Raw genomic sequence first — 16,125 nt, forward strand, 5'->3', positions numbered from 1 at the left:
CTTTTGGGAATTTTTATGTGTTTTTAAAGACTGCAACAAATTACTCCCCCATAAATTTTCCCTTTTACGTCTTAGGGGACAAAACAGTCCGAGAAATATATGCCCCCCTAGCCTTGAAGTCGGAGAGAATCAAGTGTTTCTAAGGGATCCAAATTATTGGAATGAATGGTTACATTACAGGATAACTGAAAGTTAGCCTACCGACCCAGCCACATTATTGAACTGAGGCCAACTCCCAGAAACAGGTCTAAAACGGGTTTTTCCTTGAGAGAGAAAGATGGTGGGTCGTACAGGGGTCGAACCTGTGGCCCGCTGATTAAGAGTTGTTCGTTACCTGATTTTTCTAATTATATATCCCTATAGTTTCTCTTGTACACCAAGAACTTGCGGACGACTTTAGTTTTCCATTGATATTCTGAGTTTTCTCCTGATTTATAAGGAAACAGGTTTTAAAACAGGTTTAAATAACTCGTCAATGAAGTTTGCCAAAAGGTATCATTCCAAGAAATTCGCAACATGAACGCCTAGTGAATCTCCTCAAATACACTAGAGCAAATAAAAATTCTTTTTATTTATTTTGGAGTAGACCTTTTGTGTTATGCTGTGGAAAAATTTCGAGAATGGAATTAAGGGTTTTCTGATTGATAAAGCTTACCATACTTATATCGTCTTCTCCCTTATAAGCAACCCCAAAAGGGGTTTCATCTGAAAATGAACCAGATAAATTTTTAGAGGATTCAAAGGTACCCTTCAAAGCATCAGGTCTCCCTACAAAACCTTTGCTCTCCACTGGCACATATTTCTTTGGAATAAATCCTATCTTTGGGTCCACACATTCCACCTTATTATTTTCATAGTAAAGCACACGCACCTCACCATTATCTTCGCTTAGTACATTCCTTGGAACAAAAAGCCCATTTGCTGAACTGTTTGGAATATTATCCAATATCAAAACCATCACAGCAGGCATGCCATTCTGACTAATAAGATCGCGGACTTGCCGAAGGCGCGGGGCTCTGTTCCAGATCCCATTTTTTTGGACAATATTCGTCACACTAAGCACCAATCCTTGGGAATCTCGAGGTTGGATTAGAACTCCAAAATCTACCAGATTTAAATCCAGCTGCAATCGCACCTTCTCTGCATTTGAATATTGTAGATACTGTATGGGTTTCCCATCGCTTGAAAGCTTTGAACCGCCCTTTTTACACTTTGGTTTAGCCTCCGGAACAACTAAAGATGCCAATTTTTCATTAAGTTTTCTTTTTGGTGGAGTCTTTTTAGTTACAAGATTTGAATCCCTTTTTACCTTAGCATAAGTCTTTTCACCTAATGCACTCTTTTGTTCGGAAACAGGGTGGTATGTCTTTTTTGCCAATATTGGCAATGATGAATCCAATTTAAAAATTAGCGGGATCTCAATAGTTGATTTTTGAGTAATCCCATTTTTTTCCGAAGGTCGAAAAACCCATTTCCATATTGAGCCTGATGCAGCCCGATCTAAAACAGCATGGCCACTACTTTGCACAACTCTTACACTTTCGGCATTCCCACCTTGGTTTACAACAATTCTTAGGAGCACGGTTCCTTCAAGGCCATTCGCCTTTGCTATGCCGGGATATTGTACCGGCGCATCTAAAACAATCACATTTCTATTTTTAGGGTCTTGCTCGGATATATTTTGTGTTTCTTGGTCTAAGTTTTTGAATACGACCTGGCCCTTTGTGTTTGAGTTTTCCTTAATTCTTTCGGAACGAAGATCAAAGTTGATGGGGATATCAACGATAGAAGAGGTTGGAGTCCCGTTTTCTTTGGCTGGAATGAAATTCCATTTCCAAACAGCGTCATAAGCTGCCCAATCTAGTATGTCCTGGCCACTACTTTTTTTAATTTGAACACGTTCGACCTTTCCTTTTTCATCTACGTAGGCTCGTATTAAAACCGTACCTTCCCACCCTTTTTCCTTTGCTTCTCTTGGGTAAACCGGCGGAATGGTATGACTCAAACCAACCCTTGTTGTTTGGGCCTCCCCAACCGGCGGAAAACTAAAAAAGATAAGACAAAAGCAAAAAAAGATAATTACTCTTATTTTTCTCATGCTACCTCTATCGAATTTTGGGATATTGCATTTTCTCTGTTAAACTCAAATATCCCTTAGCGAGTATAGGAATCTTTTGAACCAACTTTATATACATCCCAGTCCTCTGAAATTTCTAATGCTTGAGGTGTAAGAAAATCCTCGGAAAAAAATGTTAACCTAAGAATATCTGCACCGATAAGTTTATATTTTTTAGGACCTATGCGAAGGAACTTGTCCCCATATAACTCTTTATTTAGCTCAAGAATAAAAGCGTCATCTTCCTGCAACCTAACGATATAGTTTCTCTTGCCGGATTTTTCGAATTCGATGCAATTGCCCGATATCACCATGTTTCCTTTAACGGCAGCCGTACTCCTAGCATTAGCAAGCCAATAGCCAAAATACTTTTCAGGCAGTGTGATTTCTTGGTCAGAAACGACTATAGGCGAATAAAACCCTGCAAGTTTTGACGTTTTAGCAAATTCCAATCCCTGCGTTTGCCAAATTGCCACTAGATTTCCATTGAGTTTTTCGTAAACGTCGTTTGAAAGTATTTTATTTTCCACCAAACCTTCTTTAAACCGATACGGCCAATCCTTAACTAACTCGGAAGCATATCCTACTATCATTTCGAACACATTACGGTATTCTTTGGAAGGGATATCGTTTAGAATCGCTACGTAGGTTTTTGGTCGTTTCTTGGTGAACGCTTTTTCATTCCATGTAATTTGGTTTTTTTCTATGAGCGCTAATATCTTGGTTTTTTTCTGATTGAGATTTTGAATTTCCAATAAACTCTTTTTTGTTTGATCCCTTAGGGCAAGAAGCCGCTTTCTATTTTCAGCCTGCCTGTTTTTTATTACCTCAAAATCAGCAAGCACGGCATCTTTTTCTTCCTGTGTTTTTGCGAGGGTTCCCCTCTCCATCAATCTCTTATGTTCTTTGCTAATCTCTTCAAGCTCGAAGTCAAAACGCCTAATTTCTTCAACAATATTTTGATAGTTTCTTCTTTTTGAGCCCAACTTTTCATCAATAGATTCGATGGCATTTCTTAAAGGCATTTGAGAGTTTTCTTTTAGCCTTTCAACAGGCCTTATTGAACATTCTTCAGGATCAGGCATAGGCCTGTGAGGTTCCTTCTTGGAATTTTCTGTAATCTGTGAAAATATTTTAGCCATTCCATGCCCTTGATTTGCAGCTAATTTGAACCATTTCCTAGCTTCATCCAGATCCTTTTGGACTCCCTTTTCGTTAAAGTACGCATCTCCCATGAAGAACTGTCCATCTGGATTACCTTGATTCGCTGCCTGTCGATACCTTCTTTGGACTCCCTTTTCGTTAAAGTACGCATCTCCCATGAAGAACTGTCCATCTGGATTACCTTGATTCGCTGCCTGTCGATACCTTCTTACCGCTTCAATTGAATCTTGGGGTACCCCTTTCCCTTCCCTGTACATTTTTCCTAATGCGACTTGGCCATCAGGATTTCCCTGTTCTGCAGCCAAGCGATACCATTTCTCGGCTTTCATAAAATCCCGTGATACGCCCATTCCTTTGATGTAAAAGTTACCCAATTGAACCTGGGCTAAACCAATACCCTGTTTTGCGGCCAAATGGTATAACCCTGCAGCTTCCTGTAAACTTTTCGGGACTCCCTTTCCGTACTCATACAGAAGACCCAAGAAAAATTGTCCAGCAGGAAGCCCTTGGTCGGCTGCCATGGTGTACCATCTTGCAGCTTCTTTATAACTTTGAGAAACACCTTCACCTCTTTCATGAAGAAACCCCAGAAGGTACTGTGCTTTTGCCTCACCTTGAATTGCGGCCTTATTAAACCATTTCGCGGCTTTTGAAATGTCTTGCCCTACATCTTTTCCTTGCAAAAAACGCGATCCCAACTCGAACTGAGCTATAGAATTCCCTTCCTCTGCTGCCTTTAACAGTGCTGTAATTGAGGGCGATTCGGTCTCAGGTACCCCCGTAGACCCTGCAGCTTTTTTTTCAGACTGTAGCGAATTTTGTGAGTCGTTTGTTCCTTTAATTTTAACCGCTTTTCTCTCATCACCCTCACCGAAATTGGCTTCTAAATTAGAGGACGGGATTTCCAATTTATTTTCTTGTCCATTTGATTGGGCCTCCCCAATTGCTCCAAACCCAAAAAGGAAAAGGTAAAAGCTAAATAAGATGACTCTTCTTACTCTTTGCATGTGGCCTCTTCGTCCTTGAACAATAAACTAACTTTTGATTATAAGTTTACCTAGTGGAGTAGAGACAAATATATAGACAAATTCTTGGGGTATTCAACTTCTGGAAATGGCCATACTCTTTAGATGGTGGGTCTTGTTCTTAATCTAGCTGTATAGTTGCACCTTTGTTTTTCGAGGGGGAGATAAAGTGCCTTTTCATCGGGACAAGGGTTGATCATTAATGCATCTATAACCTTTTTCGCACTCTGCATTGGACTACTGGTCAATTTTTTTTGACCCAAAGAGGTAAAAATGAGCTTTCACTGCCTTGCCTTAGACACAATGAGATTTCCACTCTGCCGTCTATTGCCTATAAACCTATTTTCGGTATTCCCTATACCTTTAATGTTCCTCTCCACACTCTCAATGATTGGACTCCAAGGGTGCACAACCTTGGAGTTACCAGATTACCAGGCCAAATCAATTGATCACTACTCGGCTTCCCTTTCCAAAAACGGCCTTTCCGTAGCCATTCATCCTTTAACGGATGTTGAAGAAAATAAAAAATACTTTGGGGTTGATCTCTTAAATAAGGGTATTCTTCCTGTTTTGGTAATGGCAAAAAACCAAAGCCCCTCAAGCTTCATCCTAAAAAAGGAAAGATTCTCGCTTGGGAGTAAAAACCCCGTGTCGGACAGCACCAATGATCGAAAGCGATTGGGATCAGAGGCTAGCGGGGAAGCCTTAAGCCTTGCAGGTGCTATGCTAATTTCTCTTCCCTTAATGTTTATAGGAGGGAAAATGGAGTCTGATGCGACAGTCGTGAAACAAAATTTTCTAGTAAAGGAACTTCATATGGAAACCATATCCCCGGGAAAGTCAACCCAAGGGTTCGTTTATTTCCGACTACCAAAGGGCACTGCACCCCAAAAACTATGGAAAATCCATCTTGAAGCGGTGAATCTTCAAAGTAAGGAAATAACAGATTTCAATCTATCTTTTAAATGGAACCGGAGGTTGGTATCGAAATGATCGCTTTAATAAATAAATCTCGCCCAACTATTATATTTCTTACTTTCGTCCTTGCTAGTTGCACTCAAATCTACAAGGTTGATATGCAACCGATTACAGACTACCCGGTTGTCAAGAAATTTGACATGAGTGTTGCACTTAATTTGACCGAGGAATTTCGAAGTGCCAAATGGGAGAAGGAAAATCGCATTATTCCCCTCGGGGAGGATTTTTCCAAGAATGCAGAATCCGTTACCCGACACCTATTTTCCAGAGTAGTAGTTATTAACGATGAACGTTCTCAGGAGATAGAAAAATTTGATGCACTTCTTACCCCCAAAATGGTTTTCGTTGATCAAACATCAGGGGTAACTGTTTTTCATGAAGCGGTTCTCACAGCTACGCTTGAGTGGACCCTAAAAGATGTCAAAGGGGACATTTTATGGATAGATTCTGTGAGGGGAGAAGGCAGAGCTAACGAAGGAAATATGTTTACCCGCACTTCAAATTTTGAAAGGCGAATTAAAGCCCTCCACGAAGATCTATTTCGCAAAACGTTCCAGGCCATGGAGGCTTCGCATGAAATTAGGCAATTCGCAAATGAAAATTAGGAAAATTTCGATCTTGTGTGGAACTTTTTGAGTCATAGGGCACATTCCGAGGAATACCGTAAATTGTAATAGCTAGGAGCTAAAGATGGGGGATCCCTGGATCCTCATCAGCGAATTTAGAGATTAATATCGACTGATTACCGCAGAGGCCTAGTACCAACCGAAGACAATCGCCTACCAACCTACTCACTTTAAACAGAATCTTTTTCTTCAACTAGCCCTTTTGGGTAGCTCCCGTTATATGAATTGCGCGGTTTAATACTATTTAGGCTGACACCGAAAATAGAACTAAGCGAGTCTGTCCAGACCTTGAGCTGGTCACTTACAGGGGGAGAAACGAATGGCCAAGAAACTCACAGAGGGGCTCGTCCGCGGGTTGCCGTTCGGCGGGAAGGCCGTCCGCGACACGGAGGTCAAGGGGTTGATGGTGCTCTGCCACAAGCGCTCCAAGTCCTACGCGGTCCAGGGCGACATCTGGCGGAACAAGCGCAAGGTCAAGTGCATTCGGATCACTATCGGCAGGACGGACTGGGTGTCGTTGCGCGACGCCCGAAGCCGGGCTCGCGAGCTGATGGCCGCGATCTCGAGAGGCGAGGACCCCACGGCACCATTGAAGGTAAAAGCATTTACTCTCGCTGATGCGTGGGAACTCTACCGGAAGAACGGCACACTGTCGCCGAAGACGAAGAAAGAATACAGCGGACATCTCAGACGGGACTTCAAAAACTGGTTGACCATTCCCTTATCCGAATTGGGCAACGACCGCCGCATGGTCCGGGAGAAACACGAGGTGCTCACCGCCAAGAACGGGCCTTACGCCGCGAATGCGGCCTTCCGCACATTCCGGGCGCTCTACAACCGGGCGTTGCGTGAAGACCCGAGCCTCCCACCCAACCCCTCGGTGGCGATCACGTTTAACCAGGAGAGCAGACGCGACTCCTCCCTGACGCGTGAAGAGCTGTCGACATGGTTCCGTAAACTCGACGATCTCTCCCCCATCGTTCGCCACCTGCATATGGTCCTGTTATTCACGGGGCTCCGCCGATCGGAAGCCTGCACCGCGAGGTGGGAGCACTTCGACGAGCACAAGGGCACTCTCCACATTCCCAATCCCAAGGGGGGCGCGGCGCGAGCCTTCACCTTGCCGCTTAGCACCACACTGGTTGGGATTCTGAAGTATCGACGCAAGGAGAACGAGAAACTCTTCCCGGACAGCCCGTGGGTATTCCCCTCAAATTCTCGATCCGCTCACATCGAGGAACCGAAAAGACGTGGCCTCCCCAACCCGCACAGTCTCCGTCACACGTACCGCACGCTCGCGCTTGAGGCTGGCATCCCCTTTACGGAGACCTGTCTGTTGATGAACCACAAACGCAGGGACGTCTCCTACGGCTACATCACCAGGGACGCGCTCATTCAACACCTCAAAACCCAACAAGAAAAGATGTCCCAATACCTGTCCGATGCGATCCACGAAGGGAACGAACTTTTATCTTGATTTACAACACAACTGCCTCTTTAAGAATTTGGGACTTCACTTTTGCGCACAATTCCTGCATCTGTCATCCACCTTCTGCATAAAGGGAAATCTGTGACCCAGCGACTGAAGTAACCTTGGGAGAACTAACGTATCGAAAACTTTTGATTCTTCACCTGGCAGAATGAATGGCTGGAAGATTTAATGAATGAATGTGTATCGATCGAATACAGAAGTGTATCCAAATTGGTCATTCGCGAAAGCTAGGGAAAGGTCTGAATTTAATAAGCAAAATACACGCCTACCCTTCCCTTAGACTCTCAAAAACTGAAGAAAGGTTTTTTAAAGATTCTTTCTTGCATTCTCTAATTTATCCGCCAAATAAGCCGTTGACCTGCCTTAGATCAACAAAGGTTAGTCACTTATGATCGCCCATTAATGGTTTGAATCTCCCAAATTTCTCTTTTCCAAATTGACCGTATCTTTTTGTGCCAACAATGTATCTAATCAGATACACCATTTAATTAGGATTACACCTTCAGAGCTATGCTTGCCTTTTAAATTCATTCCTTTCCTAAGCATCGCCAAAGTTCAAATTTGATTGCCTGTGCTATTCACCTTATGGCACGGAACCTGCTTCATGTTGTCGTGAATCATTTTTTATAGATCAACTTTCAGGCCAGTGCTAAGGCCGCAGACTAAACACATTTTCCTATTTCTTAGGGAGAATTTCTTAATGACGACAACAAAACAAAGACCCAACACCCTAAATTCCATACCCTTTTCCATCACCTTCCTTGAAGAAAGAGAAATGCTTAGCTCGAAGGAATTGTCTTTATATCTAACCTATTTTCGGACCACCTATGTTCGGGCAAGTCTTTTCACCAAAGAACTTAATTTAACTTCACAACAATTTAGCAATAACCCTGAACCCTATTTGCGCAGATTCATGGATGCATTTTACTCAGACTCTCGTCCAATACTAGATTGGGTTGATCAAGACCTTGGCGAGTCTGAACTGTTCATTGCCAGCATTACCCGCGAAAGTCCTTTTAAAATTGCAGGATCGGCATCCTTGCTTCTCCTCACATTTGCCGTGGCCTTTTCAGGAGGAAAAATTAATGTGGAAATTCCAAAAGGGCAATTCGACATTGAGCTTCCATCCATAGGGAAAGGCATACAGGAATTCAGGGAAGGCATGGGATATTCTGAACCAAGACAGAATGAGACAGAAGAAGAGCTTAAATACAACCAATTATTGAAAAAGTTAATTCGAGAAGATGGTGAGGATGAAAGGCAGTCCTATTCAACTTAATGCAAGAAACGGAACTTGTTAGCTTTTCATTTCACTCGTTCTCAACCAACCTTAAAAGGAGGCCGTCATGGAAAAAGACATTGCCATCATAACCTTGCATGGCATGGGAAAAAACAAAAAGGATTATGCAAACGGTATTAGGGAAGAACTGGCTGATGATTTAGGCAAGGAATCATGGGCTCAGATACATTTTGAATCCATTTTCTATCAGGATATTTTGCAGCCCAACCAAGATCGGGTGATGAAGGAAATGAAGAAGGACGAGATAGACTGGATCACCCTGAGGGAATTTCTGTTATTCGGGTTTTCAGATGCCGCAGGACTTGAGAGGAATGCTGGAGAGAAAAACAGTCCTTACAAACAAGCCCAGGAGAAAATTTTTAACGCTCTAGACCGTTCCTTTTCAGCTTTGGGTTCAAAATTCAAACCGGTAGTAATCGTGGCTCAGTCCTTGGGTTGCCAGGTAATCTCCAATTACATTTGGGATTCTCAAAAGGTCAAAGCCAATACAGGAGTTTGGAAAGATGGCCAGCCTGATGATGAACCGAAGGGTTCTCCCAAAGACCGGTTCAGGAGATTAAAAAGCTTAAGATTCCTTTTTTCCACTGGTTGCAACATTCCTGTGTTTGTCGCAGGCTTTTCGAAAGATCAGATAAAAGCAATAAGCACATCGGGAAAAGGCTATAATTTTTCCTGGCACAACTTTTATGATAGGGACGATGCATTGGGTTGGCCGTTAAAACCGTTAAGTCCCTCCTATAAGAAAGCCATTTTTGAAGATAGGGAAATTAACGCGGGGGGTGGATTCTTTAAATCAATAGTAACGGGGTGGAATCCATTCAGCCACGGGAATTATTGGGAAGACGGTGACTTCATTAAGCCCTTGTCCAAGAAAATCAACTCTTTGTTGTAGCTAATTTCTTCATTTCCCAGTTCCCATAATTTGTTTACAATTTTCCTACTCCACGAAGAAGGAGAACTGCCATGCAGGAGGTATTAGATTTATGGGTAAGAATTGCACCTTCATTTACCCCGCTTTTTATTTTATTGAGTGCTCTAATTGGCTATGGAGCGTCGCAATGGGTTACTAGAAAACAAGTTGAGCGTGAACGTAAAGATAGAGATAGGATGAAGTCAACCACCCTTCATCTTCTCAGGGATGAAATCTGCAAACGGTGGGAGACTTTCATAAAACCTGACCTGGAAACACTTATCAATGAAAATTCAAACAACTATTCATACTGCGTCAAACGCTTTTCTGAAAAAGAAATCTCCCCACACGACCTTTTTGTATTGGAGAAAATAGCCAATACCTTTAAAGACTATTTTATATTGTATGACAATGCCCTTCTTTCTGACATTGTACACGCACATGTGTTGATGCTTGACCTCGTTGACTTCAAAAATTTAGTAAACAGGAAAATTTCCACTCTTGAAGCGGGCAATAAAAGGCTGGAAATTTGTCAAAATAATGAACAGGCTCAAGCAAGTTTTGGTGATAAGGATTTTGCAATTATTGAATCTATATACACAAAACTGATCGGAAAGTTTCGTTCAATTTCCAACAAATTAGAGTTAGTCAAGAAAAAGTTGCCAGAGAGTTCCTCGACCTAATTGGCTCTCATAATTTAGATAAAATCAACAAAGGAGAAGATATATGTTTGGAATCGCGGAAACTATATTCAATGTTGCAAAAGAATTATTTGAGATTTTCACCAATTTGGATGAAGGACGCCTTAAGAGAACGGCGAAAATCTCTGACTATTTTTCGAATCTCGCTCAAACCATTGAAGACACCAGAGCATCTCTCAAGAAGGGAGAATATCCACATGGCAAATGTGAGGAACTACGGTTTCACGCTCAAAATATGAAAGAGACAATAGGAGATCTGATTGGTCAGGATAAGGCTGAAGAGTATTCAGATAGGGTCATGCAAGTATGGCAGATTGAGGGGATGCATGCTCAATTAGGCACTGCCAACGAACAGGACAAAGACAAACAACTTCATATTCTTGACGAAGCAGCTGGATACTTTCGGGGAGTGGCCGCACATTTACGTGTAAGCGGCTAATCCGAACAGTAATTCAGTTAAAGCCTTATAAGACTTCAATAAACAATCTCAGGAGATTCCTTTCCAACAGGAAGCCCAAGAGTAGATAAAACAAGTCAATCGAAGTATTGGACAATCAAAATGTCAGAGGGTCAATTTTTGGTTAGGGACAAGAACCAACCATTCCCATTTTTGAGTTACTTCAAAAAATTTCTATTCACGAGAAGCCTTGAGGTCCATGACTAATTCTCTGAAGAGGAAAGAAATCGGATGAAAGGTGATTACTTCTGAAGCCATCATTGGGCCTTGAATATGGCCAAGATAATGTCTGGCAAAGTGTGTCAGTACCTGAGCAAGCCGAAGGCTAAGCTTCCCGGAAGAGAACGATCTTTTATCTTGATATATGGTGATATAAATAATCTATCAAGATAAATTTCGGTTCATTTGTTACATAATATTTGTTTGACAAATGTTCTAAGAATCTATAATTTCGAAATCCCGATGGCAAGAAGGGCGAGACTCCACGGGGAGATTTCGTCTGGACTTGCTGACGGCCTACCAGTGAATGAAGCAGGTTTTTTAAAGCTTCTCTCCTTAGGCTAGAGGGCACGGGCCCGAAGGGAATAGGCGATCACGTCTATCTTTCTTCGGGTTGAAGCCTTATGGCCCAATCCCCAAAAAGATAGGCATCTCCAAAATCTTTTATTATTAATGGAGGTGTGCCATGGCACAACACTTCAATCAGTTCCAACCACCACCCCAGGAGCCTGGTTACTCGGTTCCACATGCGCAGCAAATCGCTGCCGCCTACGCCGGCGCAAAAAAAGCGCTGGAAGAGGCGTCGATTCCCGCCCGATTTTTAACATCCAAACAGACAAGTCAATTTTTAGGCCTCGCCACGATCACACTAGCGACATGGCGTGGTGAAGACAAAGGGCCACCCTACACAAAGTTGGGCCGACACATCCGGTACAACAAAGAAGACCTCATCAGATTTATGTCCACGACCAAAGCTGATGGCGAGGGGCCGATCAAGATCTTTCCAGGTAACCACGAAAAACCAAGCGACTACGATCTTGCGGTTTAGGATTTTCAAGAATATTCAACAAATTTACGGAGGAAAATTTAATGAAAACGAATACGACCGACAACACCAGCACCAAGACCGTAGCAAAGGTTATCGTACCAGAGTTCGACTGGAATCCTTGCTTACGATTGGCCGGCTACAAGTATCAACTATGCGTCTTCGGGGAAGAGGATGAAAATGGAAACCACTCGGGCGACATGTTGATATCCGGACCCGGTGCCGTCGAACTGGCATCCGAGTGTGCGGACGCGATGCTCCGGCACTTCGGCCCAGACCCCGAAGCCATCTGGGTGGCACGAGCCGCTTTTATTCACGAGCTGGACCAAGGACTGATGATGTCAGAAATGGCAGAGTTCCATTGGAAGGAAGGCCGGTCCGAGGAGGAAGCCGCCGAGGGACGGCTGTGGATTGAGAAACGAAGACAACGTATGCGCTCGACTCAGAAAGCCACGCCGGAAAAACTGGCGTGGCTACGGGCTTGGCAGAGGAATTGTACCGAAGAAATAGACCACGATGAAAATTTATCTTCAAAAAATAGGAAAAAGAGGCAATAGGACCATGGGGTCACCGAAGACCGTGCGCCTGGAGCGACGGACCAGAACGACTCATGTTTTGAGCCCGGACCCAGCGTATTGCCTTTTCGGCAACCCTACCTGATAACCGATCACCGAAGTCGACACGGACGAAATGGGTGACCGATCTCGACAGAGGCGGTCACCCAGAAAGGACAGAAATATCTGTCGAAGCAACCACATTTAAACAACTACCCCATGTGTGGTTGGCATGTGTGTAGAAGCCTCGCGGGCGCAAGCGAATGACGGATACCGAAAAAACATTCAGGCACCGAAATGGAAAAGTAACTATGAATCCGCAACATCATCTACCATCTGACTTACCCGCTTTTGACTTTGACACGCTCCAACGTTTTCTCGACGTGGTCAAAGGAGATAGCCCGTACTGCTGGCAGATTATTCCCGATAAAAATGGAAAAGGCCGAGCAACCTTATTTCATGGGACTCTTGAGGAGGTGAAAGACAAACTCATCCAGGCACAGCGAAATGGGTGTGGAATCTTTATCACGGTAAACCGAACAGATGGCAAAGGTCGGAGGAAAACAAACGTGCTCAAAGCTACCGCCGTCTTCGTCGACGCTGACGGTATCCCCTTGCCCGAGCAATGGCCAATCCCACCCCACGTCATCGTGCAGCGGAGTTCCGATCGATGGCACGCGTACTGGCTTATCCAACCGACCGACGATCTGGCCGCATGGACGATGACACAGAAACGCCTCGCGAATTTCTTAAAGACGGACCCCTCGATCTCCGACCCGCCGCGGGTCATGCGGGTGCCGGGCTTTTTCCATCTAAAGGGCGAGCCCCTCCTCGTCAAACTAATTCAATGCCCCACCGCCGATGATGTGAGAAACGGCAAGGTCCAACGTTTCACATTGGAAGAGTTGGAAACCGCCTACCCGGGTGAAGTCAAACTCTCAACCAAGGCCTCGAAGGAACCCTCAACAGTAGATACCGACCAAACGCCTCTGGTGGAGTGGGACCTCAAGGTCAACATCGAGCACGCCATCGCCTACCTGCGCCACGAGGCACCCATGGCCATTGAACACCAACACGGTGATGATCAAACCGTGCAGGTTGCCGCACACCTCAAAGACATCGGCATCTCACAGGACAAATCTTTTGAATTGATGAAAGAACACTGGAATCCGCACTGCCGGCCACCCTGGAGTGACGAGGAGTTGAAGGAGAAAGTCGCCAACGCCTTCACCTATATGCACAACAATCAGCCGGGGTGTGAGAGCCCACTCGTGAATAAAAAAGCCGGACGGGCCAGGCGTGTCCGCGAAGCCTTGGATGCGTGGGTCTGGGCGGTGGACGCAAAGTGCTTCGTCCGCCGGCACGACTGCCAGATGTGGGACCGGGACCAGTTCGATAGCGTCTACGGCCACCTCGCCGACAAGTACCTGCTGTCGAATCAAATCTTTAAACAAGAATCATCCATCCGACGCTTCGAACGCCTCACCTATTTACCCGGACAACCCGAGTTTCCGGATGATGGCAGCTACAACATCTGGCGGCCGTCGGGGGTCGAGCCCAAAGAGGGAGAGGTGGATTGGTTCCTCACGCACATGGAATACCTGATCCCCGATGACCATGAGAGAAATCTCGTCCTGGATTACCTCGCGTTCCTTGTCAAACATCCTGGACAAAAGATTCACTTCGCGTTGGTGGTGCAGGGACTGCCCGGGACGGGGAAGAGTTTTATTGGCCAGCTCATGGAGCGGATCATCGGCGAGCAGAACACCAGCCGTCCGTCGAACGAGGAACTCCACTCGGAGTGGACCACGTGGCAGCGGCAGGCCCAGTTGGTGGTCGTGGAGGAACTCATGACGATCGGGAGGCAGGAGCTGATCAACAAACTGAAGTCGGTGATCACGGACGAGACCATCCGGATTCACGAGAAATACCGGAATACCTACTCGCTCAACAACTGCCTCAACTTTTTGATGCTCACGAATTACAAAGACGCGCTCAAAGTCGAGATGCACGACCGTCGCTTTTTCGTGGTGTTCTCGCCCGCCCAACCCCGTGAGGAATCGTACTACGCCGCACTGTTTTCTAATCTCAAGAAGGACGGACCCGCGCACGTCGCGCACCGGTTGTCGCAACGAGACCTCTCGGATTTCAAACCAAAGGGCGTGGCACCCCAGACCGCCGCCAAGCGCGAGATGCGTCGCGCCAACCTCGACGAGGTCCACCAGGTCTTGCTGGATCTGCTGGACAATGGACAGCCACCCTTCGGCTGTGATCTCGTGAGCATGGCCGACTTGGAACAGGCCTTGCCGGAACGATTGCGCCGGGTCAGGAACCTCAACGGGAAACTCACGGGCTTCTTGCGGGACCAGCTTGGGGCCACCAAACGCTCCCAGGTCCCCGTCGATAACGGCAGGCGGAAGTGTAATGTCTGGATATGGAGGAATCAGAACGATTGGGCTTCGAAGACGAGCACGGTGATCGGCCGACAGTACGACGCACAAGTAAAGGGCCAAGACATTGGCCTAGACGAATGGGACCCCATTCTTGGATAGGGGGCTGATAGGGGGTGGATAGGGTCCCCCTATCCATGAAAACGGCAATGGATTCAAGGCGTTGAAAACAACAGATAGGGGGCCTAAGGGGTATTTCTTTTAAAAAGGGAAAAAATATATATACATTAAAATTGGACAACAACGGCGGAGCGCATCTCAAAAAAACTCTGGAAAAAGGTTTTCAGTCTCTACCCCCTATCCGTCCTCTCGAAACGGCTCAAGTCCTTGTCTCGACTACCGTTTTCTTGGATAGGGGCCCCTTATCCACCCCTGTTCCACCCCCTCATCATCTGCAACCCTCAGGTGGATAGAAAACGACTGAATTCGATCCCACTCATTCACGGCCACCAAGACTCATAGGAAAAATGGCAGGCGGGTATCCCCCATGCGGGCCTTTTTTTGTGCATAACTCAACCCTGTCTGATGTTTAGGCAACCCGACTCGCCCAGGCACATAATGTGCCGCCTGGACTCGTTTCGGGTCGACTTGCACGCAAATGTGTCATTGCTCATTCAGACAAAAAGATGGAGAAAGACTAATGCGTCAGAAAGCCTCTCCATGTGTGGCTGGTTCAGGCGCGGGGGCCTCGCGCGCGCGGAGGTCCGGACTACCCAGGCGGACGATCACCTGAGAAACAGACCCACTGATATTCTGTCAGCGGGCCTGGAGGGGGAAAGGGCATGCGTTTCAAGTGCTTGCGATTTTCAGGTGTCGAAAAAACCTGTTTCGGGACCTGCTTCCGGAGACCAGACGAAGTCAGAACCTCATTTCTCCTAATCTAGTATGGTGGAGGGTAAGACAATACGTTTTTTTAAGACACAAGTTTTCTAAACCAGTGCTTCACTAGGTATTACGAAACAAATTTAATATCTAAAATTTATCTTCCAGGAAATTTCCAGCCTTCGGGAGACCATTTGTTTATTGAATAAGAGGTCGTGGGGCCCAAAGTATAATGGCAGCTCCAACCAAGCACATTCCTGCTCCTGCGACATCCCACCGATCAGGGCTCACACCTTCAACAGCCCATAACCATAAAAGCGAGGATACAATATAAACCCCGCCATAGGCTGCATAGGTTCGTCCGGCAAAAGCCGCTTCTGAGCGGGTCAATATGACCGCAAAGATCACCAGGGATATAATGCCTGCTGTCGCCCACCAAGGCGAGCGGTCCAATCGGAGCCACATCCAGAAGGCAAAACAGCCTC

The 16,125-nt window shown here is 45.5% G+C and carries 12 protein-coding genes; 9 read left to right on the forward strand and 3 right to left on the reverse strand.

What is annotated here, in order from left to right:
- Positions 1 to 568: 568 nt before the first annotated feature.
- On the reverse strand, positions 569 to 2,098 hold the full coding sequence (locus PPG34_RS18240) for an energy transducer TonB (RefSeq protein WP_313834881.1): 1,530 nt from the start codon (positions 2,096 to 2,098) through the stop codon (positions 569 to 571).
- A gap of 56 nt (positions 2,099 to 2,154) precedes the next feature.
- The gene (locus tag PPG34_RS18245; RefSeq protein WP_313834882.1) at positions 2,155 to 4,287 is read right to left on the reverse strand and encodes a hypothetical protein; all 2,133 of its coding nucleotides are present in this window, start codon (positions 4,285 to 4,287) and stop codon (positions 2,155 to 2,157) included.
- 1,094 nt (positions 4,288 to 5,381) lie between these two features.
- Here PPG34_RS18245 and PPG34_RS18250 point away from each other — a divergent pair.
- From PPG34_RS18250 to PPG34_RS18290, 9 genes are all read left to right on the forward strand, one after another.
- Positions 5,382 to 5,888 carry a hypothetical protein gene (locus PPG34_RS18250; RefSeq protein ID WP_313834883.1) on the forward strand — a complete coding sequence of 169 codons (507 nt, stop codon included), beginning with the start codon at positions 5,382 to 5,384 and terminating at the stop codon, positions 5,886 to 5,888.
- Positions 5,889 to 6,228: 340 nt separating this feature from the next.
- Positions 6,229 to 7,386, forward strand: coding sequence for a tyrosine-type recombinase/integrase (locus PPG34_RS18255; protein WP_313834884.1), 1,158 nt, complete (start codon positions 6,229 to 6,231; stop codon positions 7,384 to 7,386).
- A gap of 790 nt (positions 7,387 to 8,176) precedes the next feature.
- Complete coding sequence (locus PPG34_RS18260; RefSeq protein WP_313834885.1) at positions 8,177 to 8,680, forward strand: hypothetical protein; 504 nt, start codon at positions 8,177 to 8,179, stop codon at positions 8,678 to 8,680.
- A 67-nt stretch (positions 8,681 to 8,747) separates the two neighbouring features.
- A complete protein-coding gene (locus tag PPG34_RS18265) occupies positions 8,748 to 9,593 on the forward strand; it encodes a hypothetical protein (protein ID WP_313834886.1) in 846 nt (281 codons plus the stop codon).
- A gap of 71 nt (positions 9,594 to 9,664) precedes the next feature.
- Positions 9,665 to 10,294 (forward strand): hypothetical protein, encoded by a 630-nt coding sequence (locus PPG34_RS18270; RefSeq protein WP_313834887.1) that lies wholly within the window; start codon positions 9,665 to 9,667, stop codon positions 10,292 to 10,294.
- Positions 10,295 to 10,337: 43 nt separating this feature from the next.
- Entirely contained in the window at positions 10,338 to 10,751 is a 414-nt protein-coding gene (locus PPG34_RS18275; RefSeq protein WP_313834888.1) for a hypothetical protein, read from the forward strand.
- Positions 10,752 to 11,454: 703 nt separating this feature from the next.
- The gene (locus PPG34_RS18280; RefSeq protein ID WP_313834889.1) at positions 11,455 to 11,817 is read left to right on the forward strand and encodes a helix-turn-helix domain-containing protein; all 363 of its coding nucleotides are present in this window, start codon (positions 11,455 to 11,457) and stop codon (positions 11,815 to 11,817) included.
- 41 nt (positions 11,818 to 11,858) lie between these two features.
- Positions 11,859 to 12,371 carry a hypothetical protein gene (locus PPG34_RS18285; RefSeq protein ID WP_313834890.1) on the forward strand — a complete coding sequence of 171 codons (513 nt, stop codon included), beginning with the start codon at positions 11,859 to 11,861 and terminating at the stop codon, positions 12,369 to 12,371.
- Positions 12,372 to 12,679: 308 nt separating this feature from the next.
- Positions 12,680 to 14,920: a primase-helicase family protein gene (locus PPG34_RS18290; RefSeq protein ID WP_313834891.1), complete on the forward strand. Its 2,241-nt coding sequence runs from the start codon at positions 12,680 to 12,682 to the stop codon at positions 14,918 to 14,920.
- Positions 14,921 to 15,838: 918 nt separating this feature from the next.
- Here PPG34_RS18290 and PPG34_RS18295 read toward each other — a convergent pair.
- A partial coding sequence (locus PPG34_RS18295) for a YnfA family protein (protein WP_313834892.1) occupies positions 15,839 to 16,125 on the reverse strand: 287 nt, incomplete at its 5' end.

This window comes from Candidatus Nitronereus thalassa, assembly GCF_032191465.1.
Taxonomy (GTDB): Bacteria; Nitrospirota; Nitrospiria; order Nitrospirales; family UBA8639; genus Nitronereus; species Nitronereus thalassa.